This window comes from Bacillus sp. 3103sda1 (genome assembly GCF_024159135.1).
Classification (GTDB): Bacteria; Bacillota; Bacilli; order Bacillales; family Bacillaceae_G; genus Bacillus_A; species Bacillus_A rhizoplanae.
On sequence record NZ_JAMYWS010000001.1, the window covers coordinates 2,306,770 to 2,331,466 of the forward strand.

Annotated in this window: 23 protein-coding genes and 1 CRISPR repeat array; of the genes, 3 read left to right on the top strand and 20 right to left on the bottom strand. The window is 34.9% G+C overall.

Going from position 1 to position 24,697, the window contains the following annotated elements; translation table 11 throughout:
• Window positions 1-168: 168 nt before the first annotated feature.
• From NKR74_RS11425 to sleB, 13 genes are all read right to left on the bottom strand, one after another.
• Window positions 169-1,200 (bottom strand): DUF1835 domain-containing protein, encoded by a 1,032-nt coding sequence (locus NKR74_RS11425; RefSeq protein WP_253629615.1) that lies wholly within the window; start codon window positions 1,198-1,200, stop codon window positions 169-171.
• A gap of 208 nt (window positions 1,201-1,408) precedes the next feature.
• Entirely contained in the window at window positions 1,409-2,173 is a 765-nt protein-coding gene (locus tag NKR74_RS11430; protein WP_253629616.1) for a DUF3959 family protein, read from the bottom strand.
• Between the two features lie 652 nt (window positions 2,174-2,825).
• Window positions 2,826-3,127: a CRISPR direct-repeat array (repeat unit 34 nt; unit sequence ATTTCAATCCACGCATCCTATGAAGGATGCGACA).
• 168 nt (window positions 3,128-3,295) lie between these two features.
• A complete protein-coding gene (gene cas2 / locus NKR74_RS11435) occupies window positions 3,296-3,586 on the bottom strand; it encodes a CRISPR-associated endonuclease Cas2 (RefSeq protein ID WP_253629617.1) in 291 nt (96 codons plus the stop codon).
• Between the two features lie 9 nt (window positions 3,587-3,595).
• Entirely contained in the window at window positions 3,596-4,627 is a 1,032-nt protein-coding gene (gene cas1c / locus NKR74_RS11440) for a type I-C CRISPR-associated endonuclease Cas1c (protein WP_253629618.1), read from the bottom strand.
• Window positions 4,624-5,283: a CRISPR-associated protein Cas4 gene (gene cas4 / locus NKR74_RS11445; RefSeq protein WP_253629619.1), complete on the bottom strand. Its 660-nt coding sequence runs from the start codon at window positions 5,281-5,283 to the stop codon at window positions 4,624-4,626. The genes cas1c and cas4 overlap by 4 nt, the downstream gene beginning before the upstream one ends.
• Window positions 5,273-6,136, bottom strand: coding sequence for a type I-C CRISPR-associated protein Cas7/Csd2 (cas7c, locus tag NKR74_RS11450; protein WP_253629620.1), 864 nt, complete (start codon window positions 6,134-6,136; stop codon window positions 5,273-5,275). The genes cas4 and cas7c overlap by 11 nt, the downstream gene beginning before the upstream one ends.
• Window positions 6,137-6,152: 16 nt before the next feature.
• Entirely contained in the window at window positions 6,153-8,033 is a 1,881-nt protein-coding gene (cas8c, locus tag NKR74_RS11455) for a type I-C CRISPR-associated protein Cas8c/Csd1 (RefSeq protein WP_253629621.1), read from the bottom strand.
• Window positions 8,034-8,037: 4 nt separating this feature from the next.
• Window positions 8,038-8,748 (bottom strand): type I-C CRISPR-associated protein Cas5c, encoded by a 711-nt coding sequence (gene cas5c / locus NKR74_RS11460; RefSeq protein WP_253629622.1) that lies wholly within the window; start codon window positions 8,746-8,748, stop codon window positions 8,038-8,040.
• A gap of 164 nt (window positions 8,749-8,912) precedes the next feature.
• Window positions 8,913-11,336, bottom strand: a complete 2,424-nt coding sequence (cas3, locus tag NKR74_RS11465) for a CRISPR-associated helicase Cas3' (protein ID WP_253629623.1) — start codon at window positions 11,334-11,336, stop codon at window positions 8,913-8,915.
• A gap of 900 nt (window positions 11,337-12,236) precedes the next feature.
• Window positions 12,237-12,743, bottom strand: coding sequence for a GNAT family N-acetyltransferase (locus NKR74_RS11470; protein ID WP_253629624.1), 507 nt, complete (start codon window positions 12,741-12,743; stop codon window positions 12,237-12,239).
• 133 nt (window positions 12,744-12,876) lie between these two features.
• A complete protein-coding gene (locus NKR74_RS11475) occupies window positions 12,877-13,482 on the bottom strand; it encodes a YhcN/YlaJ family sporulation lipoprotein (protein ID WP_253629625.1) in 606 nt (201 codons plus the stop codon).
• 18 nt (window positions 13,483-13,500) lie between these two features.
• A complete protein-coding gene (gene ypeB, locus NKR74_RS11480) occupies window positions 13,501-14,841 on the bottom strand; it encodes a germination protein YpeB (RefSeq protein ID WP_253629626.1) in 1,341 nt (446 codons plus the stop codon).
• Between the two features lie 14 nt (window positions 14,842-14,855).
• Window positions 14,856-15,605, bottom strand: coding sequence for a spore cortex-lytic enzyme (sleB, locus tag NKR74_RS11485; protein ID WP_253629627.1), 750 nt, complete (start codon window positions 15,603-15,605; stop codon window positions 14,856-14,858).
• A gap of 294 nt (window positions 15,606-15,899) precedes the next feature.
• Between sleB and NKR74_RS11490 the strand changes: the two genes are divergently transcribed.
• Window positions 15,900-16,235, top strand: a complete 336-nt coding sequence (locus tag NKR74_RS11490; RefSeq protein WP_098310307.1) for a DUF3889 domain-containing protein — start codon at window positions 15,900-15,902, stop codon at window positions 16,233-16,235.
• A gap of 452 nt (window positions 16,236-16,687) precedes the next feature.
• Here NKR74_RS11490 and NKR74_RS11495 read toward each other — a convergent pair whose 3' ends face one another.
• The 5 genes from NKR74_RS11495 to kynU all read right to left on the bottom strand — a co-directional run bounded on the left by NKR74_RS11495 (window position 16,688) and on the right by kynU (window position 21,097).
• Window positions 16,688-17,239, bottom strand: a complete 552-nt coding sequence (locus NKR74_RS11495; protein WP_253629628.1) for a GNAT family N-acetyltransferase — start codon at window positions 17,237-17,239, stop codon at window positions 16,688-16,690.
• A 51-nt stretch (window positions 17,240-17,290) separates the two neighbouring features.
• Entirely contained in the window at window positions 17,291-18,199 is a 909-nt protein-coding gene (locus NKR74_RS11500; RefSeq protein ID WP_253629629.1) for a serine hydrolase domain-containing protein, read from the bottom strand.
• Window positions 18,200-18,303: 104 nt separating this feature from the next.
• On the bottom strand, window positions 18,304-19,143 hold the full coding sequence (gene kynA / locus NKR74_RS11505) for a tryptophan 2,3-dioxygenase (RefSeq protein ID WP_253629630.1): 840 nt from the start codon (window positions 19,141-19,143) through the stop codon (window positions 18,304-18,306).
• 35 nt (window positions 19,144-19,178) lie between these two features.
• A complete protein-coding gene (gene kynB / locus NKR74_RS11510; protein WP_253629631.1) occupies window positions 19,179-19,808 on the bottom strand; it encodes an arylformamidase in 630 nt (209 codons plus the stop codon).
• Window positions 19,809-19,810: 2 nt separating this feature from the next.
• Window positions 19,811-21,097, bottom strand: coding sequence for a kynureninase (gene kynU, locus NKR74_RS11515; RefSeq protein WP_253629632.1), 1,287 nt, complete (start codon window positions 21,095-21,097; stop codon window positions 19,811-19,813).
• A gap of 161 nt (window positions 21,098-21,258) precedes the next feature.
• Here kynU and NKR74_RS11520 point away from each other — a divergent pair, with 161 nt between their 5' ends.
• Window positions 21,259-21,870, top strand: a complete 612-nt coding sequence (locus NKR74_RS11520) for a TetR/AcrR family transcriptional regulator (RefSeq protein WP_253629633.1) — start codon at window positions 21,259-21,261, stop codon at window positions 21,868-21,870.
• 226 nt (window positions 21,871-22,096) lie between these two features.
• Window positions 22,097-22,936 carry an oxidoreductase gene (locus tag NKR74_RS11525; RefSeq protein WP_253629634.1) on the top strand — a complete coding sequence of 280 codons (840 nt, stop codon included), beginning with the start codon at window positions 22,097-22,099 and terminating at the stop codon, window positions 22,934-22,936.
• Window positions 22,937-23,053: 117 nt separating this feature from the next.
• Here the strand turns inward: NKR74_RS11525 and NKR74_RS11530 are convergent, their stop codons facing one another.
• Both NKR74_RS11530 and NKR74_RS11535 read right to left on the bottom strand, forming a co-directional pair.
• Entirely contained in the window at window positions 23,054-23,851 is a 798-nt protein-coding gene (locus NKR74_RS11530; protein WP_253629635.1) for an ABC transporter permease subunit, read from the bottom strand.
• A gap of 45 nt (window positions 23,852-23,896) precedes the next feature.
• Window positions 23,897-24,694 carry an ABC transporter permease subunit gene (locus NKR74_RS11535; RefSeq protein ID WP_253629636.1) on the bottom strand — a complete coding sequence of 266 codons (798 nt, stop codon included), beginning with the start codon at window positions 24,692-24,694 and terminating at the stop codon, window positions 23,897-23,899.
• Window positions 24,695-24,697: the final 3 nt, after the last annotated feature.

Here is a 24,697-nt window from a genome sequence, read left to right on the forward strand (position 1 = left end):
ATCTTTCTACAATCTTCATCTTCAGAAATATTTGGTAAACGTAACCTTTAATCATCATTATAACGCATTTAATTTTTAAAAAAATTCAGAAAATTGCAATCGTATATTACTTTTTATATGAAAATAATAAAAGGAGATGTTCACATATATATATCCTTTTATTCGCTTTCATTTTTCTGGCTGTGCTAATCGTACGCTATAAGACCTCATGGAATGTAAAGACCCTGTCATATGAAAAATCCCTTTTTGTATTAATGATTTCAGGCGATATTCAATAAAAGCATCACCTACGCATTGCTCAAAACGTCCTAAAACTTCTCCGACTAATCGAGAAGCTTTATAAAATTGATCTGTAAAACCATCAGTTTCTAAACTTTTTGCACATTGTACGATGAAATGATCGATATAATCTTCTGAAACAGAAACAACACGATTATTCTCCCAAATACGTAAAACTTCGTAATCTTCGCGTAATGCTTTCCATTCATTTTCAAGTACTTGTCGCTCTTCTTTTATTAAAGGAGATTGCTCTTTATATGCTTCGCGTATTGCCATTAATCTGTTAGGAGCAAGTTCTGCGGTATGGCGTACTGTATAATCCAAATTTGGTGTACGGAATAATTTATCAAAACCATCAGCTGTATTCACGACATATATATCATGAGTAGCCTCTTTTAGTAAAAATAAAACAAAAATAAGTCCTATATGTTCATATGCATTGTTCCCTGTCCAAATTGTAATCGGAATATGAGACGGAATCGCATATAATTTCTCTAAAGTTACTTTCATTTCTGGCAAATATTCTTCATACAAGTAGCCTTCTATCGGTAATTTTTCCTGGAGCCATTGCTGACGAGCAATTTGTCCTGCCTCTTGATCTAAGTGAAAAAGAGGCCCAACAGAAAAAGCATCGGAAAATAACAAAACATACTCTTCTTGAATGCTAGCTTCTTTTAGAGCGTGTTTTAAAGAACCTGCTGCTGAATCACCAAAAGCGATATGAACATGCTTACTTTTCGTAATATCAGTCTTTTGTATGTACTGTTGAATTAGTTCTATTGGTGTATTTGTAAGTGAAGTTAATGTTTCTTTATTAAAATGTGTTTCTAGTGAGTGAAGTTGTGAGAGTAAATTGAAGAGCACCTCTTTTGCTTCTTCTTCAGTTAAATGTTCGATTGTTTTTTGTAAGTGTTTGAGCATAGTTTCTCCTTTATGAGTGTATTTTCATTACCATTTCTCTAAGTATGTAATTAGCGGAAACTTTACTTTATTCAAGTACCTCTTCAAATCAAGGGATTTTATGAGTAATATATTTGATATATTAATTATTATATAGTAAAAACCCGCAATGCCCCATCAATTGTATGAAGGGAAATTGCGGGTTTTTATATTTGTACAAACATATTCTCTATGCATTATAACGATTTTTTCTTCGTTCCATTCTCGTTTGTCCATGTCCTGTTCCAGTATTGTTATGTTGTTCTGTTTGTGTTGTATGGTAAGTTGGTGTTCTCTCTTCATAGTTTCGTTCATACGGACGAGTTTCTCTTTGTTTGGAGGATTTTTTACCGAACTTAAACATTTTAAATTTAATTCTTGGTAAACTCGGAATACGAATTTTAAATGTAGGTCTCATTCGCTTCTTTTTTTGTTTAAATATGCTTGTTTTGTCTTGTCCGTTACGACTGTTATCACGATATAGTGCATTTGCAAGTAATCCGCCAATTAAAAATCCTGCTACTAGAATAAGTAAATACAATCGTTCTGTTGTGAGTAGGTTCATCATCCGCCCTAGAACCGCTAATGAATGTACTTGTTTTATATCCCATAACATTGCGCCCCATAATGCGAGTAATCCTAGTGTAATGGCATATGTACGGAATCGGAATAAAAACGGGATCACAGCAATACATGCAGCAATTTTTGCGTTTGCTACTAAGGAGCTGGTTGTTACGAATTGATTCCAAATAGTCAGCAAGAGTGTGATAAATGCTGTATAAGCTACCCAACTAAATATTCGTGAATGCATTCGTTTTGCATGATAACTTCCAAAACTAGTTAAAAACAATAATCCTCCCATAAATAATGATAATTGTAGAGGAATTTGTTTCATTATACCTGCAACTGGGAACAGGACGCTGAGCACCATTAACAGTACATCAAGTTTCTTCACAATTCTCAATCCCTTTCAGCTTTCTTTCTAGCTTCTATATAATACTGGTATTTTTCTGTTTTGTATATGTACAATCAGCTAAACAATAACATGCTTACAAAACATCTTAAGCCTACTCATGCCAAAAAGTAAACAAAAAACTCAATAATAATTGACAATAGATGATTACTTTTATATCAGAAAATGTCTGTACAATAAACAGGAAGTTTAATAGAGAGTTTAAAAAATAGGTGTTGAATTATATCTTTCAGAGCCATTGTGAAAAAATTAAGCATTATGGTGAATCAAAAATTACTACGTCTACATGAGTGTTTAACAAGAATCTAAATAAGCGAGTAAGTACATATGCAGAGTAAAAGCATTTTTGTAAAAAGGTATTAATATAATGGATCTACGTTAAAGCGTGTTCTTGATTTCTCCTAAAAGACATGATCATATTTCCCTTGATTCTATCGTATGTAAAGGAACGAGAAAGTTATATATTTATCGTCAAGCACAGATTTTGGTATAGACTCAAATAATAATTAATTTAATCAGTATTATAACCATTCAGATTCAGATACGTACATCATTGGAAAAACCAAAGTATGCAAATGGCAGCTGTCATTATATACACCATGAAACAATTACCCTTTTCTGTAACTTATCTCCTTTTTTAATCCACGCACCCTATGAAGGGTGCGACGAATATGGCATACATATTAATAGCTACAAGTTACATTTCAATCCACGCATCCTATGAAGGATGCGACCGATGTGATGACAAAAGAAATACAGCTTATGAGTATTTCAATCCACGCATCCTATGAAGGATGCGACAAACATTTCGTCAACAAATGATCGCAAGTTTTTGATTTCAATCCACGCATCCTATGAAGGATGCGACATCATTCATCCCCTTTTTTGTGTACTAGGCAGTAATTTCAATCCACGCATCCTATGAAGGATGCGACAGCGATTTTTGTTCAAAATAACGTACAAATGCGTAAATTCCGTTCAAAATACGCTATTTTCTTTATTAAATGAAAGAAACTTATACAGAAAAAGCATAAAATTCAATCATAAATTGTGAAAATTCAGGTGCGAATGTCCTTGGAATTTCATGTGCACTTTACGTTCGCACTAAAAAATTAAAGGACTTTCTAAATCAATTGATTCTTTTACACCAATATGCTCTACCTTAGTTTTATAGTTATTACCTAAACGATAGAATCTGAGACTATCTTGATCTTCATCAATAATAGTAGCAAGCTCTATTTTTAAGGTAGTAAACTGGGTTGCGTCTACAACACATTCAAATACCGAGTTTTGGACACGTTGACCATAATTTTGACATACTTTCGAGACTTTACGTAGTCTTTTTCGCCCTGCACTAGTGACTGTACTTACATCATATGTAATCAATACTAGCAAATGCTGCACCTACTTCCATAAAAATGGTGGATATTCGTCTAAATCATTACGTAAATAACGAGCTAACAATAAGGCTTGTGCATACGGTACTAATCCCCATGATATCTTTTCACCTAGGTATGGATGTGTTATCTTCTCTTGCTTTTTATTTTGCCAAGCTGTCAAAAATTTTTTCCTTGCTTCATCTGTCATAATAACAGCGCCATTTTCTTTTTTCAAAAAATCTTCTTTATTTATAACCTTTTTGTTAATTAGTGACAAAACAAATCTATCGGCGTAAACACCACGCAGTTCTTCCATTACATCTAAAGCTAAGGAAACTCTTCCAGGTCGATCGCGATGTAGAAAACCAACGTATGCATCCAATCCAACACCTTCTAATGCGGATGCCATGTCATTTGCTAGTAATGTGTAAGCAAATGATAGCATTGCATTAACATTATCTAACGGTGGTCTTCGAGAACGAGTATGAAAATAAAAATCCTCTTTTTGTTGTAGTATCATTTGATTAATTAATTTATTGTAGCTGATGGCAGCTTGCCCTTCCCAACCTCTTAATGTTTCTAAATTTTCACATTTTCTCACTTCAAGAATGATAGATGATAAATGCTGAGATACTTCTTTGAATTGAGTTACATCGATTCGCAATGGGTAATCTCTTGTCATTCTTTCAACAATCCATTTATTATTGTAGATTTTACTTGTAATAAAATTACGAGCAATTTTTGCTGATGCCCTTTCATCTTCAGACATAGAATATTGTTTCTTTCTTAAAACTACATTACCCTTGCTTTTCCCGATTACTCTTGCAAGAAATCTTCCATTTATCGTCAAAAATACCAGTGAAATATTTCTTTCTGCACAATAGCCCATTAGCGCTGGACTTGCACCGGTATAACCGAAGGAGACAATAGACTCTAAATTATGAAGTGGCAGCCTGCCTAGCTTTTCTTGTTCCTTCAGAAGTACGATATTATCCCCATCTAATGATAAATATACATCTGGTTGAGTAATAAACAATGTATTAAGCAGCTTTTTCATTCCTTAATCTTCCCTTCAATATAACCTTTCACTGACCGTTTATTCATTAGTTCTGGCAGGCAAATATGTTGAAGGGAGCAGCTTTTGCAAAATGACCCTGTTTTTACTTTAGGTGTATGTTTGCGTTTATAGTATTCATGCATTTCCGCGACAATGGATCTAACTTTTTCTTTAGTCTTAATTGTTAAAGGTACTTCAACCCTATGTTTTATTTCATTATAAAACATATATCCCATGTTTATTTCACAAAGCAACATTTCCTCCAAACACATAGCTTGTGCTGCTAATTGTAATAAATCTGCATCATTTTTCTTTGGTTTTCCACGTTTATATTCGATAGGATAAGCAATATATTTTCCTTCAGCCCCATTTATTTCAACACCGCTATCATCTTGAATAAACTCTACCACATCACAAACACCTGTAATTTGAAGATTACTTGACTTTACAGGCATCCCTCGAACAATGAGTTTCTTCCCGCGTTTTTCTCTAAGAAATGGTTGATCAGCTTTATGGTGAAGATGTTGCCCTTCAATCGTTCTTACATTTTCTTCCCATTGCTGTTCAATATGAATGAGCGCCCATTGACGCTTACAAAATTGAAAATGCTGAATACCAGATAACATTAGAAAATCATCTTCATCATTATAGACCATCAATAACCTCTACCTTTAAGCCTTCTAATTTCTCTAAAGCAATTGTATAATCATCAAATGTTTTTGGTTCTTCCACGCCACTTTCGATTTTTAATGTTCGATGCACTTTTGCTGAGGAATATTGGCCTATTTTAGAGTTATGCTCCCACCAGTATACCTTATGAATCTCCATACTTCCTTCTGGTCTGGCAGCTGATGTATCATTCTCAAACAATGAAACAAGTACCTGTTTAATTTTTTCCGCATCTTCATTTGTAAAACCCGTTTTTTCAGCTAGCTGTGTGTTAATGCTACCATAAAAAACATACACTCCAAAATCCACGCGATGCTTTATTCCCATTGTATCAGAGCCTTTGTCCTTTCCTGGCTCGGAGTTCACACTTTTTGTAATTTGCATACTCGTGATATCAATTGGATGAACACTCGTTGCAGTATGAATAGATACTGGTCCTCTAACACCAACAGAGACACCTGTTCCTTTACCCGTACCTTTAAATGCAAAAACTTGTCCAAAACTTCTTACATCAATCCATTCTTTACATGCAATCATTGCAAACTCATCGTTTGAATTTTCTTTAGACTTCATGATCTTCTCTAGTTTTAGGTTAGCTTCAGCACGCTCCCGCAAGCTGTTAAAGGAATCTACCTTTCTATCGTTTGCTTGAACAAAAACAGCTTCTCCCATATCTTGCAAGCGGTTTCGAATTTTTCTTTTTATGGATACATCGGATATCTCACCATATCCATCATAATTTTGTCTTGGTCGATTTCCATTTAATGGATCCCCGTTCGGATTCGCCTTCGTAACAGATAATACAACAGCAAAATCAATCTTATGGTCTAATGTCGTCATGATCCACACTCCCTTTTTATTTTTCTTCTTCCGTTACATTCTCTTTCTTTTGGTACAAATCATGTCGTTGACTATAAAAACCTAATAAATATTTACCAGATAGCGGTTTATTGTTAAAGTCATCAAAATGAATTCTAGATGCTATTTCGTCTATCAATTTTGATAAGTATAATCCTTTTATTCCGAGCTTTACTTGATAAGGTTGCATACTTTCCTGAATAGTTTTCCATGTTCTTGCAGGATGCTTAGAAAAAGAGTTCATGTAACGAATCGCATTGCTGGCACGTGTTTCCTCTGTGCCTAACGCTCGTCTTTCTAAAACATCAGCAATAGCTAATAAGCGACCAAACAAGTAGGAACGGTCATTATTTTCTAAGTCTAAAGCCACTTTATATCCCTCCATTTTATTTACTAATGCGCATGTAATAGTAAGTGTTTTTTCCCATTCCCACTTTTCCATTGCTACAGGATTTGAAGCACGATGAAAGGCACTTTTGATGATATCCAAAGGAATTTTCTTACCATCAACAATACACGGAAGCATACGCTCCATTAATCCTTTGACCACTTTATCGCTAGCCTTTGGTCCATAAGCAGCAAAGGCTATATCTCGCGTAGCTGGAGCACCGTAAAACTGTACGTATTCCCCATTTTCATCCTTTTGATATCGATGGAGCCATGCACAAGTTGAATGCCATTTCTTTAATTTATTTATATATATATCTTTATCTATATTACGATAGTAAAGTACTGCCAATCGACCTGTAGTTGCAGAATCAATGATTAGAATATTGACATTTGACTGAACTGATAAGTCATTTCTATAGCCGTCTAAAGCCTTAGAAACTTCATGAGCAAATTCCTGATTAGTAAAAGCTATTTTTTTGTTTTTTTCAATTGGTACTGGTTTGATTGAAAATGTATCATCTGTAAAATCCGGAATATCAAGTTCATCATTCCCCCATATGAGAAACACTCGCTGATCAATTGTCTTTCCTTGACGATTAATCAGCCATTTTAAGGCATTATGTGCTTTTTGAGATACTTCATAGCTAATACTTGCAACCTCATCGCTTTTACTAAAGCGCCCTCGAAACGTGAAACCACTTGTATCGTTTGCTGAGATTAATTTTGCTTTATCTGCTGCATTTCTTATTTTATTAGCATGTTTATCCGTGCTCGGTAACGATTTACCTGTTACATAGCAAATGTCTGTATCACCTAGTGAGTCTTTATAAAAAGAAATGAAAGACTTGTATATGTCCTTATCTCTCCACACCTTCGTTAAAACTTCATTCGATGAGTAAATATTAAATCGAATGAAAGCGCTTTCTTGTTCGCCGCTAAGAACTGAAAATAGGGCTGGCTTTTCTTTATGCAAAGACTCGTACTTTTTATCCCATGAGCCTATTAAGTGGCCATTAATATCTAAATGGAGAATTTTTTCTGCTACTAAATCTTGAATTAATTGTTTTTTTCTTAAATATTTATAAATACTTTTCACTTTAGCATTGGCATATGGGGAGTTTACCCATTCTTCCAATTGTTTGATGTAGTATGCAAAAGGTTCTTCTTTTTTGATTTTCCCACCGTACGCTACAAAGTCTCCCGCCACATAACTTAATTTATCGTGAAGTGGATAAGGAGCTATTTTGGAACCAGCCCGATTTGCTGAGTCTTCCGTACATGGAATTAATGTACTAGCATCGCTTTTATTGATAACATCTGCTGAGTGAAATTCACCGTCTTCTGTAATTTGTACTTCAATATGTGCATTTTGTGTTGTGTGAGAAATAGGCAGCAATGTGAATTCCTGACCGTTATATTTCTTTTCAATTACACCAACTTGATTTAAATTAGATTCATAAGTCTCATATAGATTCAATAACCAACTCATGTATTCACCCCTGTTCTAATTGTTGTAACAGGTCGTCTGCTGCTTCAATATTAGTAGCATCAAAATGCTTCGGATCTATATCCATAATTTTACGTACGTGCTTGCACTGGTCCGGCCTTATAAATTGGATAATACCATTCTTCATAACTGGATTCCATAGACGCACTTCCAGTTGATTTTTTCCTGTTTCATCTGGATAGTTAATACCATGAACCATAGTACCTAAATGAATGTCTCCATAATCGTCATAAAATCCTTTATCTTCGCCAAATACGCACGGCTCCACATAGGCCTGACATTCCCTTGTGCCGAGAAAAATATCTCTCCGCCCTCCAGCACGAAGAGCACGCTTCAAGATATTATGATGCTTATGCTCGTTACGGTCAAAAGATAGGTCAGGGCGATGCGGATTAAAAATAAAGTGTGCCCGAACTTGATATCTCACATCTTTTAAATAAGTATAATTGGCAAGCGTGTTTCCTCCACCGTATTCAATTGGACGAATTCCTTTTGACTCCATTCGAATTGGATTCATAATCCGAATCTCATCGACTATCATTAATAACGTTGGCTTCCAATATATAGACTCGACAATACCTTTCAAACTTTGATATGTAGGAACCTGATAGGAAAGTTTCTCGCCCCCCATCTTTGTCAAAGGATCGGTAAATAACGCGTAATTACCATATACTTCAAATTCAATTGAATTTCTCATAATGCCACCTCCTTTTTTATTTTTCCTTTGTAGTTAAATAATAGATTATTTTGTAAATATTTTCAATAAATTGTCACTTTTATAAGCGTGGATTGAAAAATGTACTATATTATTTAAAAAGAGCTAATCTAAAAGATATTATATGTCTTTTAGATTAGCTTTTTTTAGTACATGCTTATATCAAACTGACTGTCGTTTTCAAGGTTGAGGCCAAATTCTGTATCATAAGCTCCTTCTTTTAACGCTAAAATTTTCCCATCTAGATAGCTGACCAATCCATCATTCTTTATTAACTGCTCCTGTTCATATTTATAAAGATTTATCGTATACTGTTGAGCTTTCCTTAATAATTTTGTAAGATTAGCAATTGTTACATTGCTATTTAATTCTGCGATAATCTCTTTTCCTTCGCCGTAAGGAACAAGTACAGAAACCGTATTATTATCAATTACATAAAAATGTTCTGCCGCTGTTTTATAACTGTTTGCAATAAATAATGGAAGCGGCTTTCTCTCTTTATGAAGATAGGCTTGATAGTAAGTGTTATTCCCTTTTGCTGCGGACAATAACTCAGTCATCTCCTTTTTAAGCTTTGGTATAACATAATTTAAATTCGATTCAAATTCCATATAATACTCTCTAAAATACTTTTCCATAGCCTGTCTGGATAAAATATGTCCGCCATAATTTGTTTTATCTCGTCTAATATCGATAAGAATTCTTCTTGCCACCTGTTTTCCAACTTTAATCTCTTTTAGACGGTCCAATTTTTCTTCCTCATGATCGATAACATATACATTTTGTATTTCCTTCTCACCATGCCGATTGCATCTACCTGCAGCTTGGGCAATGGAGTCCAATCCTGCCAAAGAACGAATTACACACTCAAAACTAATATCTACTCCAGCCTCAATAAGCTGAGTGCTGATGCAAATGATTTTATTGCCTTTCTTTAAATGTTCTCTTACTACGTCTAAAATCTTATTTCTATGTGTAGCACACATCGACGTACTTAAATGATAAATTGGAATACATATTTCACTGTCTTTTAATTGGGTATATAGATGTTTAACAACGGATTTCGTATTTAAAATAACTAAAACACTTTGAACTTCTCTTATTTTTGATTGAATAAAATTAGTAAGCTTATCATTATTGAACGTTTGATCAGTTGCCCTATCAACAATTTCTACCCGTTTAAACGCGTCAATAACATATTCTAGGTTATCAATCATCTCACCATTTGTATCGATTTCTAACTTATGTTCAACAAAGTCTAGTGCCGGCTGAGTAGCAGTACAGAGAATAATACTAGATTGGGCGTATATTTTTAAAAAGTTTAATGCTTGATTAAATAGGGATACACAGGAAATAGGAACTTTTTGCACTTCATCAAAAATAATAACAGATTCACTTAAATTGTGCAGTCTCCTAATATTTCGAGTTCCCTTTGCATAAAATACATTTAAAAACTGTACCATCGTTGTAAAAATAATAGGAGAATCCCAATTGTCCTTAGTTAACTTTAATTTTTGCTGTACAGTCATAATACCGTCTTGACTTTCATCATCATCGTTCATGTCTTCGATTACATTTGAATGATGCTCTAAAATGTTGGTCTCGTCTTCTAATATTTTTCGAACCTCTTCTGCATTTTGTTCAATTATAGTTGTATAGGGAACGATATAAATGATATGTTTTTTATTATACAGTTTGGCGTGTTTTAGAGCATATCTCAAACTTGCTAATGTTTTGCCGCCACCAGTTGGAATAGATAGCGTGTATATTCCTGATGGCCTCTCGGCAAACCAATCGCACCGATCTGACATCTCTGCTCTTAGATGATTGATAGGGGTACTTTCCTCTTCTTTAAATGAATTAATTTTTCCCATAATTTTTTCATAGTATACGCTGAACAACTCTTCATAATTATCTAGTATTTCATAGGTTTTATTTTCTTCAAATAATCTTGTATTCGTTCGGTCAGCATCAATTAAAGTACTGAAGATAAATTTCGTCAAAAACATCAATTGTTTTTCGCTATGTTCTGGGGGCTCTTTAGCTAAAAAGCTCTCTAATTCAACAGCTGCCTCGTCAACATACGCATAAAAATCTGTCTCGCTCATAACATGTTCAAAAAAGTAGCGCTTCGTCATATGATATTCAGTTAGTTCTTTATCTCGAACTCTATTTAAATAGTTAGATTCTAAATTTGGGCTAAAAAAATCTTGGAGGTAGGCATGATGAGAGATAATAGCATTTCCAACAATTTCAGCTGCTATTCCTTTATAACGAGTGATGTTCCCTGCTGTATGAAAAAGCTCGTATAGAAGCTTTCCGCCTGCAGTTGAATGGTCTACACTTCCTCTTTTAGGTGGTGTATCAGGATTACTAACAGCTTCTAATATGTATTCTCTAAATTCATTCGTATATTTCCCTATATCATGAAGTATCCCGGCTAAACCGGTTAGGTGCTTTACACCAAGCTTTTCTCCATAGGATTCTGCTAAATTTTTCACTTCTAATAAATGTTCCTTAACAGTTTGTATTTCATTGTCGCTTTCACGGATGTGGGCAATATAATTCATTTTATTCCCTCCCTAGTAATAATGTATCTTCCCTAAATTTATATGGAATTATTGGAGGTGCATTAATGTTAATTTTCAAACTCTCCAGTATTTGTCTTATTTCAATTCAGGTATCCACAAGGGATGTGACTTTCAACCAATTACTTATACACAAAAGTTAGCATGATTTCAATCCACACATCCACGAGGGATACGACAACGTTAATCCGTATTAGCACTGCGTTAGAATTATTTCAATCCACGCATCCACAAGGGATGCGACCTGAACCACTCACTATCAAGTGTTATAGGAACTATTTCAATCCACGCATCCACGAGGGATGCGACTCTTCGCCTTCCCATTCCTTTTTCAAATACTCAATTTCAATCCACGCATCCACGAGGGATGCGACAAGGGGTTTACCATATTATGAAATTTAAAAATGAATTTCAATCCACGCATCCACGAGGGATGCGACTGCGATTTTTGTTCAAAATAACGCATAAATGCGTAAATCCCGTTCAAAAATACACTAGTTTCTTTATTGAATAAAGAAACTTATACAGAAAATCATAAAATTTAATCATAAATCGTAAAAATTCAGGTGCGAATGTCCTTGGAATTTCATGTACGCTTTACGTTCGCACTAAAAAATTAAAGGACTTTCCAAAATTAATTGATTCTTTTACACCAATAAGTTCTACCTAGTATCTGTCTCGAAAGAAGCCACCACTTTACTATTTTAGCATTAAATGGGTATTAAGCAGAAGTTAATTTATATCTAGACTTGCAATAACATCAAGCTTCCATATATCAAAACTCTAATTCCCATCATAACATTTATGGTTCATACAAGAAGACTTCTGATTGACTATTCCTTCCCTATCAGAACTGTTACAGATTCACCATTTTAAAGCACATTAGCGTTTAAGTAGTGGTTTGTTGACTGGTAAGTATAAAACAAATTGCGGTCCAATTGGTCCCATTCTACGATGGCCTCTATCTTCAAATCCAACTTTTACATATAATTTTTGAGCGGGAATATTTCTTTCATTGACTGCCAACACAATTTCTTCTATGTTCGGAAAATATGAATCTACATAATGTGGTAACTGATATAACGCTTGTTTTGCATATCCTTTCCCTTGTTCTGTGTAATCGATTGAAAATGAAACAAGCAGTAAAGAATTTTCTTTATTTGTATATTCTTGTACACGACTTCCCGATTGCAACGCAAAAATACCGACTGGCTTGTTATCAGCTAAAATAACAATAGGATTTCGAGTTGGATCTTGTTCTACTTTTTTGAGTAATTCCATTGGATGGGCTGTAAATTGCACTTGTTCTTCAGGTAAAGTAAATGTTTGCAAAGATTCTTTAAATTTTTCCGTATATGGAACGAGTTGAATAGATCCATTTATTTGCATGACGTATATTCCTCCATTTACAAAAACGTATGTTTTCTTTTATACAAAATCATATAATATTTTTATGAATAAATAAAATATTCGATTTTTTTCCAAGGAATAATCCCCGTGCTATATAACACGGGGATTATTTTTATCGTTTTAAATTTTGATTGGATTGATCAACTTGTTCTTGTTTTAGTTCACTTTGTTCGCCTTTTTGTAATTGTTGATCGTTTTCTTTAGTTGGATTGATCTGTTTCTTTTCAAATACATCATTTGGTACTTGCGGCATTACACGCCCGACAATTGCTGCGAGTTCATCGAGAATTCCTTTTCCTGCGTTTCCTTCCTTTATTTGTTTGCCCATTTCTTTTAAGCGCTGATACGTATCGATATCTGCTACAACAACTGCATTTGCTCCGAGTGGATCATGTTTTAAACTCTCTGCTACTGAATATTTGATTGTCTCCACTCGAGAGCGATCTAGTTTTGCGTCAACATCAATTCCAACAACTGCATATCTTCCAAGTACAACTGCTGTTGCATCGTTTACACCCGGTACGCTCGATGCTAACCTTGCTAAGTGATCCGCCACTTTTTCATCTGATTTATATGTAACATCTTGATTTGTTTCGTTTTTTGTTGAAATCAATTTAGCATTCGAAGTTGGACTTGGACTCGCTGCATTATTGTTCTTTTTTGTATTACAGCTCGCTAATAGAAGCAAACAGATACAAAAATAAAAGATTTTTCTCAAAGGTGTCACTCCTATTCATTAATCATAAACTTGTTCTACACTTTGTAGTTTTTTCACCTTTTCTTCCGTGCCATTATTGGCATTAATAAAGATTTGATATGTGTCTTTGCCAAGTGTTCCTAAAAATTCATAACATAGTACTTCTTTATGCAAGTCATTTACAATAACTGCTTCACGCTCTTCCATAACTTTCAAATTCGGATTGATTTTCTTTCGTGCATCCGAAGCCGATAGTGTTGGTTTTGGAATTTTTATATCTTTACGAGAAGCTAAATAGTCTTTTGCCGAAAAGCCAACAATCGAACCGTCATCGAGTGCGATTTTCATTTGAATGGACTCTGGATATATACGTACGTTGTCCCGATTAGTTACGAATGTGAAAACGCCGACAGAGTCGTATTGTGAACTTTCATATAACTCCATATTTTTGAATTTATTTTGTTTTAAAAAGGAAAGTCCCTTTTCTCCTGCTTCATTTAAGCTCATTTTTTGTTCTTTAATTTCCCGATTGCTCATGACCCAAATTGGATATCCACCTTGTTCAGTAATGTCCATATTCGTTTCACTATTTGTCTTTGGATCTTTCACAGTAATGCTATAAAATTTTTGTTTTGCTCCCTTGCTGCTTTTTTCAACAGAAATCTTTTCATCTCCCTTTAAGCTAAGAAAAGATTTTGCAATATTTATTGCTTGATCTTCTGAAATTTTTGGACCAGATATGTGCGTCTCGCCTTTTGTTTCTTTTTCCAAACTTGTAAACGTTGGCCCAAAACGCTTTTCTGAGTAAGATTGACTATTTTTTTCCACAGTTTTAAATCCATCGATAATCGTGTTATCGGCTGGGTTATTATTAGAAGCAAGGGCTAGTTCAACATCCATCCAACGCAAGTTATTTTTTAAGGCCAGATGCTGTACTTTGCGCAGTTCATCTTGAATATTTGCAGCATTATTGTATAGCTGCTGGAGTGTATTATATTCTTGGTCATTTAATGGTTCTTTATCTAAATCGCGTATAGCTGTACGATAACTAAAATCTCCGATATTTGCTAGAAATTCTTCTGTTTTATTAAACGGGAGCAATGTAAGTGGTAATTGGCCAATATCAGAATGCGCCTGAGATGTGATACGCCACACGTCAGCTAATGCAGGTGATAATGATGTTCGTGAATTCATTGCTAATGTTGTCCCAATTTTATCGTGTAATAAATCAACTTGATACGCTAAATCATGAAAAGCCCGCTGGTAGTTGTTTTCAGCGTGAATTAAAACAGCATTTTTTTCTTGATGCTCTTTATATCCCCAATATCCTGTACCTACAACTCCAATTGTTAATAAAACGATAATGAAACCTCTAAACATATCTCATCCACCTCCTAACGACAAAAAATGTGTCTTCCAATTTTTTTGATTTGCGGACGACTCCAAATCCATTGGCTTGTTGCTGTATCTGGATTAAAGTAATAAATCGCGCCATCAGATGGATCCCATCCGTTAATTGCATCAAGTACAGCTTTTTTTGCTGTTTCATTTGGTGTTAAATTAATTTGTCCATCCGCAACAGCAGTAAAGGCACGCGGCTCATAAATCACACCTGCCACTGTATTTGGAAAAGACGGGCTGCTGACGCGATTTAAAATAACAGCTGCTACGGCAACTTGTCCGATATAAGGTTCACCGCGAGATTCTCCGTATACAGCATTTGCCAATATTTTAATGTCGTTTTGTGAATATCCATTTGGAACATTTGTACCTTTATTTGGCGCCGGTTTGTTATTTTGTTTATTTGCTGTGTTATTTGGTTGTTTTTCATATTTTGTAGCTTTAACGAGTTTTTGTTTTGTAGTTGGACCTGCAAGTCCGTCAACCGGTAACCCAAACTTTTCTTGAAAATTCCGAAGTGCCCAATATGTACCCCATCCAAAGACACCATCTACTTTTCCATTGTAAAATCCAATATACTTGAGCCTTGATTGTAGTTCGATTACATCTTCCCCAGAGGCTCCTTTTTGAATGACTTGATTAGAAAAAGCCCCTACTTCCTTCTCATGAACACTACTTACTAACAAAGCGGCCGCAAATGTAACGAGTAAAAGCGGTACTTTGAAGAAAGCTTTACGATGCATAGTTCAACCTCCTTGAATATGACGATGATTTCAAGGTTATTTTTTGTAAATGATGCGGTTTTATGTAAGGAAGACAAAAAAAGGCAAATTCATATGAATTCGCTTAAGTGTAAACACTATAGAAAATGCTATAAAATGAAACTTCCATTAGTGGGGGGCTTTATACCCTACTGATGGTTAGTTGAACCAATCGTGCTCTTACGGGCAGTATTCCTCCACCTATTTTCTTCCCTTTCTCTGCATCTTGAGGTGGAGGTCTTACTGCCCAAAAGTAGCGGGATAAAGGAGCTTAATATGAAACCTTTATATACACGTTTAATTATATGTATCGGACTTGTTACAGTAGCTTTATTTATATACAGACCGTTTTCAATCATTCATGCTCAACCTCCATACGCAAAATGGGGAAAGCTTGCAGTGCAAAAAACGAAAGAAAAATACCCACAAGCTGATATTATCGATTATCTTCACATAGGAAGAAAACCAAAAACGGCAAATGTATCAGTTGAAAAATTTAAGTTGTGGTTGCGAGAGAAGAACGGAAAAGAATTTGGAGTATTTGTTGATGTAGAATTTGAAACAAAAACAGAAACATTTTTAAACATTCTTTTTAAAGAAACGCCGAGATAAGAAAAAACAAAATACCGCAACAGAAGAACAAGCATTATATAGAGTGAGTCTACAAATGAACTGATGTTGTTTTAAAAATTCATGTTTAGAATGAATAATTACAGAAGTGTGTATTCTTAGCATTGCGGAACGTTGGCAGAATACACTAAAACAAAAACATTACTCATGCAATCAAATGTATCAAAAAACATGGACTTACAATCGTGTGTAAGCATTGTACAAGTTCTGTAAGTAGATTTGTCGTTTTACAATGCAATTTGTATAAAAAGGTTAGAATTTCTTTAAATATATATAAGGGCAGTTAATTACCGAAAAATAAAGCCTGTATCTACGATTACTTAGTAATCAAAGATACAGGCTATTTTTATTGTGTACTCTTTTTTAAACTAAAGCACCCGTTTGTTGAATATGAAATGTTTGTAGTAAAAGGTTTTATATTATTTAGTACTTTTTCATTCCTCTTTGTGAAGAATGTAATGATAATATTGTTGGTCTTCAATCTCCATATTTCCATTAAAACGAAAACCACATTTTTGAATTACTTTATTCGAGCTTACATTATGAGGAAGAACAATGGTATTTAGTAGTTCAACATCTGTATTCTCAAACAAATATTTTACCAATCCTTTTACTGCTTTTGTTGTGTACCCTCGATTTCTGTAATGTTTTGAAATAGCAAAAGCGATTTCTCGGTTTGGTTCACTCAGCTCTTCTTTGATACCTGTATTGCAGAAACCAATAAATTTGCCAGTTTCCTTTAATACAATTCCTAACTTCAAATAATTTTGACCACCGATATTAGGTACGGCTGACAAAAACTCTTTATTGGATGGTACCTCATAATTTGTAACCCAGTTTAATCGTTGTTCTCTTGTTGAACGCCAATCTGGCAAAAATTCATAAACTTCAGGTTGTGAAGTAAGTTCATAAATAGCATCAACATCTTCAATTCTAAACTCTCTTAGTAATATTTCACCACAGTCTATTGTAAATAACTTGTTCATATCCATCCCCCAACTTATCCTTTGCAAACATTCATTCTGTGCTAAGTTAATTTAGTACGTTTCTTGTAAATGTTTTATAAACAGTTTAAGCGGTACTAAGCCCCGCTTTGGCATTTGACTACTAATGACTGTAACTAACTCTAATTGAGGAACAATGATAATATATTGTCCGCCATATCCCATCGCAAAATATGTATGGTAGGGCATGTCGAAATTGTTTTGATCTAATACCCACCAATGATAACCGTATGCCCCAATATGTTCATATGTTGTAAATCTTTCTTGATGGGATTGCTCAATCCAGCTTGAAGATACAAGTTGCTGTCCGTTCCAATATCCATTTTGTAGACATAATAAGCCAATTTTCAGCATGTCTTCTGCTTTCATTTTCATGCCAAAGCCGCCAACAAAAATTCCCTGTGGATCTTGCTGCCATTCGTAGTCGGTAATATGTAAAGGATCGAATAGATGTACCTTTGCAAATTGTTCCGTCGTCATGTTAGTTGCCTTTTGTACAATATAACTTAATAGATGCGAGGAACCTGAATTATAATTCATTTTTGTTCCAGGCCGATTTATCATTGGTTTCTTTAAAATATAATCTATCCAATGATCAGACTCGACAAAATCATTTGGGAAAACAACACCGTTTCCAAATTCCTGCCACTCCTCACCTGTTGTCATCGTTAATAAATGATATATAGTCAGGTCTTGCTTTTCTTTTGGTATATTTTGAATCCATTCTATTATGGGACTATGTATACCATTTATAAAACCTTTATCAATGGCGATTCCAATGAGAGTAGATACGATACTTTTTGTAATAGAATTGATTTTGTATAAGTTATGTGCGCATTGTTCTGTTTTATAGTACTTTGTAGTGAATTCACCACGTTGGTGAATTAAAAATGAATGTACTTTCTTTTTTTTGAGCATATTTTCTAATGCGTAAAAATCCAATATACGTTCCTCCGAATAAAGACTTTTTTACTAGTCTTTACTATACCATGAAATAATTATTAAAAAGAAAAGTCGGTAACTGATAATAGCTACCGACTTTTCTTTTACAATTTTGTCCGGATATTCCAAAGCTCTGGGAAGAAGGATTGATCCAACACACGTTTTAAATAAGAAACGCCTGAAGAACCGCCAGTTCCCATTTTATGTCCGATAATACGTTCTACAGTTTTCATATGACGGAAACGCCACTGCTGCAGCCAATCTTCGATATCGATTAGCTTTTCAGCTAATTGATATAAGTCCCAATATTTCTTTACATCTGAGTAGACTTCTAACCACGCTGCTTCTACTGTTGCATCTGCTTCATATGGTTGCGTAATATCACGCTGAAGCACATTTGGGTTAATTGGAAATCCTTCTTTTGCAAGAGTTTGAATCGCAACGTCATATAAACTCGGTGTATGAAGCGCCTTATGTAGACGAGCGTGCAATTCTTCATCTTTTTCATAGATTTTAAGAACATGTGGTGTTTTATAGCCAAGCGCAAATTCAATCATTCGATATTGATAAGATTGAAATCCGGATGCTTGACCAAGTGAATCGCGGAATTCAATATACTCAGCTGGTGTGAGCGTGGCAAGAATATCCCATGATTGAATAATTTGCGATTGAATTTTTGAAACACGTGCAAGCATCTTAAAAGCAGGTGCAAGTTTTTCGTTTTTGATTGATTCGTTAGCTGCTTCTAATTCATGTAAAATTAATTTCATCCAAAGCTCACTTGCTTGGTGAATCACGATGAATAACATTTCGTCATGATGATCAGAGAGTCGTTTTTGGCTAGATAGTAAACTATCTAATTGTAAATATTCCCCGTATGTCATGTTATTACGAAAATCTGTATGAATCCCCTTCTCCATAATTACTTTTTCATTTTCTTTCATATGTGTACATCCTCTCTATGCAGTATAGGCTATTTTTATAATGGTTTTATTACAGCACGAACCGGGCTACCGTCTGCATCTGTTAGCGAAAGCGGCAGAGCAATAAGTTCGTAGTCTCCGTCTTGTACATTTTCTAGAACAACATTTTCTAAAATATGAATACCGTGTTTAAATAACTCATGATGTGCTGCTAGCTCTTTATCATCAAGCGGATCAACAGATGGGACATCTACACCGATTAAGCGCACGCCCTTTTCATGCAGATAAGGTGCAAGATCAGCACGTAAATACGGAATTGTTTCAGGAAATACGTGCGGATTTGTTTTTGATGAGGTCCGTAATAATAATCTACTTACTCCTTCTAAATCATGCGTTTTTAACTCTTTTGCTCCAATGCTTTTATAACCTGTCACATCAATAATTCGAGCAGGACCAATGTAGACGTTAATATCAAGATCACTTACTTTTTCACCATCATTATCAAAATGAAACGGCGCATCAATATGTGTTCCAGTGTGAATGCTCATTGAAATTTTACCAACATTAACAGATCCACTTTGTTCTTTTGTCCATGACACTTCATAGGAAAAAGGCGTATCGCCCGGCCAAGTGGCAATATCATTGTTTAGAGGTTGAGAAATATCAATCCACTTGTTTTCTTTCATCCTTATGCCACAACCTCTCGTTTATTTTCAAATTGTTTATACTGCTCTTCCACCATAATCTTCTTCAAAATTTGTACGGCTTTCCATACTTCTTCATACGTGTTGTATAAAGCGACAGGAGCTAAACGAATACCGTTTGGTGCGCGAAAATCAGGAATAATTCCATTCGCTTTTAGTGCCTTACAAATACGTGCTGCTTCTTTATGTTCTAAATAAATATGTCCGCCTCTTTTTTCATCGTCTAACGGATTACCAAGTGTAAAGCCCATATCTGTTAATTCATGATGTATTAGGTTTATCATATAGCGTGTAATATGAAGAGATTTCTGTCGTAATCGCTCTATGCCCGCTTCTTTAAAAATTTCTAAAGAACCGATAAGCGGTGCAACACTTAACACGTGTGGTGTTCCAATTTGATATGCACCGGCATGCCCGGCTGGCGTAAGTTCGTGTTCCATATCAAACTGTTTATCTTTTCGGGAACTAAACCAGCCTGCTAATCCTGGTAAACGATTGAAATGCTTTTTATTAACGTACAGGCCACCAACTCCACCTGGACCGGCATTTAAATATTTATAATTACACCAAACTGCAAAATCGACATCCCATTCTTGAAAGTGATGCGGAATAGAACCGATGGAATGACAAAGATCAAAGCCAATATGAATACCGCGTTTATGTGCTTCTTTCGTAAGAAGCTTCATATCTAAAATTTGCCCGCTTCGATATAACACTGCCGGAAGTACAATGAGCGCAATATCTTCTGTCATTGCTGCAATGATATCTTCTTCATTTAACATTCTTCCATCTCTGCTTTTCACTTGAATAAGATGTTCAGCAGGATCTAGCCCTTTTAAACGAATTTGGCTTTGCAATGCGTAAATATCGGATGGGAATGTTAATTCATCAGCAAGGATTTTTGTTTTCCCTTCCTTTGGTTCATAAAACGTAGCGACAACTTGATGTAAATTTGTTGTCGTGGAGCCGGTTACAATTACTTCTTCAGGTGAAGCACCGATAAGTGGAGCGCTTAATTCTCCTAATTGCTCGGATAAGAAATACCATGGATGCTGTCCTTCTGTCCAACCATCAATGCCAAATTGTTTCCATGAATCTAGCAATGTTAATAAAGATTGTTCAGCTCGTTTTGATAAAAGCCCAAGTGAGTTTCCATCTAAATAAATTGTTCCTTCTTTTTTATAAAACTCATGTTGAAACGATGCAAGCTCATCATAAATGTCACATTGACGAGCATGCTCGTAAGATGGTTCAAATGGTTTTGAATGCATTCTATCACCTTCTGTTTAATTTTCTTTCAATTCTAATTAGTTAAAATATATCACCAAAATTGACATAACGTCAATGACATAATGTCAGTTGACATTTAATAAATGTTTCACCTAGAATAAAGTTAAATTTTCTGATATTTCAACACAAAGGTGTGGTACATATGAGCAAAGATGTTTTCTCAGCTAGAAAACAACGTTCACTTGAAACAAAAAAGAAACTATTATTTGCTGGCCGTGAAGTCTTTATTGAACATGGATTTCAAAAAACAACAATTTCCCAGATTATCAAAAAGGCAGAAACAGGATACGGGACAGCATACGTATACTTTAAAAATAAAGATGATTTACTTATTGTATTAATGGATGATGTGATGAATCAATTTTATACAATCGCAGAATGTGTCTTTCAACCAGTAACGAAGCAAGAAGCTCGTAGTATGATTCAGCAGCAAGTGCGTGCATTTTTACAAATGGCGGAAATGGAAAGACAACTATTACAAGTGGTTGAAGAAGCAATCGGTGCTTCTGACGAAGTTCGGTACAGATGGAGCGCTATTCGAGAACGGTTTATTGAGCGGATTGTTCAAGATATTACGTATTCACAAAACAGCGGTTTAGCACGTAAAGATTTGAACTGTTTTTTAGTAGCGAGAAGTTGGTTCTTTGCGAATGAAATGTTTTTGTGGGAAATCGTTCGAAATGAACGAGATTTCTCTCTTGAAGATATTGTACATACATTAACGGAAATGTATATGGGCGGGCTTTATTTATAAAAACTAGTTTGTCTATACTGTTTAGATTATTTTAGGGAATAAAAACACTTTCGTATTATTTCCCTGGTAAGCGCATATTCCGACATAAAAAGTGAATTCCTTTGAAATCTACTTTTTACCAAAAATACAAATGTGTGTATTTGTCTATTTACTAAGCTATTGAATTTCTCCTTATCCTTTCGACATGATGAAATTAAACTTAATTTTAATAGAAAGAGAGAAACAAATGACAGAAAAAATCGTGATTATTACAGGTTCATCAAGTGGATTTGGGCTCCACACTTCATTAGAATTTGCTAAAAATGGCTATCTTGTAATTGCTACGATGCGAAATGTTGAAAAACAAACAGAGTTGATTGAAAAAGCTACATCGTTGCATATAGAACAAAATATAAAAATTCATCCGTTAGATGTAACTTCCGAAGAATCTATTGGGAAATTTACAGCTTTTATAAACAACCTTGGACGGATAGATATTCTTATTAACAATGCGGGCTACGCAAGCGGTGGTTTTGCGGAGGAAATTCCAATTGAAGAATACCGTAAACAATTTGAGACAAACGTGTTCGGAGCTATCGCAGTAACACAGGCTATTCTTCCAATTATGAGAAGACAAAAACGAGGGAAAATTATTAATGTTAGTAGCATCAGTGGAAAAATGGGTTTCCCTGGCCTCTCCCCTTACGTTGCTTCAAAATATGCACTCGAAGGTTGGAGTGAGTCCCTTCGTTTAGAAGTAAAACCGTTTGGGATCGACGTTTCATTAATTGAGCCGGGATCATATAACACAAATATTTGGGAAATTGGACAAAAACTCGCGGAAGCTACTTCTGAATCCGAGTCCCCCTACAAAGAATACATGAAGAAAATTGAACAACATATTCATAATGGGAGTGAAACTTTAGAAAATCCGAAAGATGTCGCTGAGAAAATAGTAGCTATTGCTGAATCACAGCATCCAACTTTACGTTATCCAATTGGAAAAGGAGTAAAGTTAATGATTCTATTAAAAAATCTACTGCCGTGGAAATGGTGGGAGTTTCTCGTTTTAAGACGATTTAAATAGTATGAAAAAAGATAGCTCATAGGCTGTCTTTTTTCACGTTACTCCTTATAGGTTCTGTTAAATTCCATTGTTGATTTTGATAACCATAAAAAAAGACCGCAAATTACGGTCTTTTTACTAAACATTCAAATCTCTTTTTTTATAATATACATAAGTTACAACCAAAAGTGTTAGAATCAACATTAGTGAAATTACTACAAAGATTACATCTAAACCACCACCATACATTACATTTTTTGCTTCAAAATATTTAAATGGTGTAAAATATCTTAAGCCTTTCATATTCTTATTCAAATCAATAATGATTGATAACATATACGTAAATAATAGGATTCCAGTAGCTACTGATGCAGCTGTTTTTGGTTTCTTTTTTACAGCAGCGAGTGCGCTGCCGATAACCATAAATAAAACCTGCAAAATGAACATTGCCGCCATTAAGATTGCGATTTCACCATTAACCGCCTCACCATCGCTGTATTTCCCTAAAAGAATAATGGACGAAACGAATGTTACGAGATTAAAGATTACGATATTTGTGAAAGCTGCCAATAGCTTTGCTGTAATAACTTTACTTCTAGATACTGGTTTTACGAATAAAAACTCAGATGTTTTATCCCGTTCTTCTTTGGCAATAATGGTTGCTCCGAGCATTACTGCATGAATGGTTGCCATTAATAATAAATAGAGAAAAAGCATACCATAGTAGCCGCTGGCCTTCGTTAAATCCAAATCACTGAAACCTAATACAGCCCGCAGCGATTTTGGAATATCTGCCATCAAATCATTTATTGATTGGCCCGACGTCGAATACGCTTCGTATTTAGTCATTCCTGATGCCACCATAAGGAAGACACCGATGCTCCAAAATATGAGCGATTTTCGATGAGACTTCAATTCTTTTAAAAATATATTCATGACCGAACCCCTCCATTTAGCTTTCCGCAAGCAAAGCTAGCATTCTTAAACAGCATGGATATCCTTCTTGATATAGACAACATAACTAGCTGCAATAGCAAGAATAATAATAACTGCACCAACAATCAAAAATGTTGTTTCATAGCTGGAATGTTTAATGATATAGGTGGTGTCGAAATATTTAAACGGCGAAAAATAACGTTTCACTTCATCACCTGTCGTATCACTGAACATTCCCACAAAATAGAAAGCAAAGACGGTAGCAAGCGAGACGGTCAGCACGGATTTGATCTTTTGAACAATAACGGAAATGATAATTCCTAAGGATAGGAATATCAGCTGAATGAAAAAAATTGTAAGCGAAAGCAAAAAGAAAATTTTTAAGCTAAAATCATCTGTCTTGACTTGTAATGCCACAAAGCTAGCTGCAGCGAAATAAAAGATATTCGTCATGACAATCGAAACCAGTGCTGCCAATAACTTGGCTGTCAAAATTTTTGTACGTGTAACAGGCTTCGTTAGCAAAAAGTCCGCTGTTTTTTCACGCACTTCCTTATTGACAATGGAAGTGCCGAGATTCATCGCCTGGATTGCTGCGCAAAGAGTAATAAACGATAATGGGAAGCTATAGAATCCTAAAATAGTAAAAAAATTTTCTTGATTAAACCCGATTGCATTTCTTATCGCCTCTGGATAATTTTCTAATATTTTCATAAAACCCTTTGCATCCTCAGCAAATGAAGAATACATCGACATAAAAATAATAATGATTACAATTAACGATAGCGACCATATGATTGTAGACTTTCGATAAGCCTTCAATTCATGCATAAAGATATTCATAGT

Coding starts and splice junctions, on each gene's coding strand:
- NKR74_RS11425 (WP_253629615.1), bottom strand. CDS start 1,200: ATGCTCAAACACTTACAAAAAACAATCGAACATTTAACTGAAGAAGAA.
- cas1c (WP_253629618.1), bottom strand. CDS start 4,627: ATGAAAAAGCTGCTTAATACATTGTTTATTACTCAACCAGATGTATAT.
- cas4 (WP_253629619.1), bottom strand. CDS start 5,283: ATGGTCTATAATGATGAAGATGATTTTCTAATGTTATCTGGTATTCAG.
- cas7c (WP_253629620.1), bottom strand. CDS start 6,136: ATGACGACATTAGACCATAAGATTGATTTTGCTGTTGTATTATCTGTT.
- cas8c (WP_253629621.1), bottom strand. CDS start 8,033: ATGAGTTGGTTATTGAATCTATATGAGACTTATGAATCTAATTTAAAT.
- cas5c (WP_253629622.1), bottom strand. CDS start 8,748: ATGAGAAATTCAATTGAATTTGAAGTATATGGTAATTACGCGTTATTT.
- cas3 (WP_253629623.1), bottom strand. CDS start 11,336: ATGAATTATATTGCCCACATCCGTGAAAGCGACAATGAAATACAAACT.
- NKR74_RS11470 (WP_253629624.1), bottom strand. CDS start 12,743: ATGCAAATAAATGGATCTATTCAACTCGTTCCATATACGGAAAAATTT.
- ypeB (WP_253629626.1), bottom strand. CDS start 14,841: ATGTTTAGAGGTTTCATTATCGTTTTATTAACAATTGGAGTTGTAGGT.
- sleB (WP_253629627.1), bottom strand. CDS start 15,605: ATGCATCGTAAAGCTTTCTTCAAAGTACCGCTTTTACTCGTTACATTT.
- NKR74_RS11490 (WP_098310307.1), top strand. CDS start 15,900: ATGAAACCTTTATATACACGTTTAATTATATGTATCGGACTTGTTACA.
- NKR74_RS11495 (WP_253629628.1), bottom strand. CDS start 17,239: ATGAACAAGTTATTTACAATAGACTGTGGTGAAATATTACTAAGAGAG.
- kynA (WP_253629630.1), bottom strand. CDS start 19,143: ATGAAAGAAAATGAAAAAGTAATTATGGAGAAGGGGATTCATACAGAT.
- kynB (WP_253629631.1), bottom strand. CDS start 19,808: ATGAAAGAAAACAAGTGGATTGATATTTCTCAACCTCTAAACAATGAT.
- kynU (WP_253629632.1), bottom strand. CDS start 21,097: ATGCATTCAAAACCATTTGAACCATCTTACGAGCATGCTCGTCAATGT.
- NKR74_RS11520 (WP_253629633.1), top strand. CDS start 21,259: ATGAGCAAAGATGTTTTCTCAGCTAGAAAACAACGTTCACTTGAAACA.
- NKR74_RS11525 (WP_253629634.1), top strand. CDS start 22,097: ATGACAGAAAAAATCGTGATTATTACAGGTTCATCAAGTGGATTTGGG.
- NKR74_RS11530 (WP_253629635.1), bottom strand. CDS start 23,851: ATGAATATATTTTTAAAAGAATTGAAGTCTCATCGAAAATCGCTCATA.
- NKR74_RS11535 (WP_253629636.1), bottom strand. CDS start 24,694: ATGAATATCTTTATGCATGAATTGAAGGCTTATCGAAAGTCTACAATC.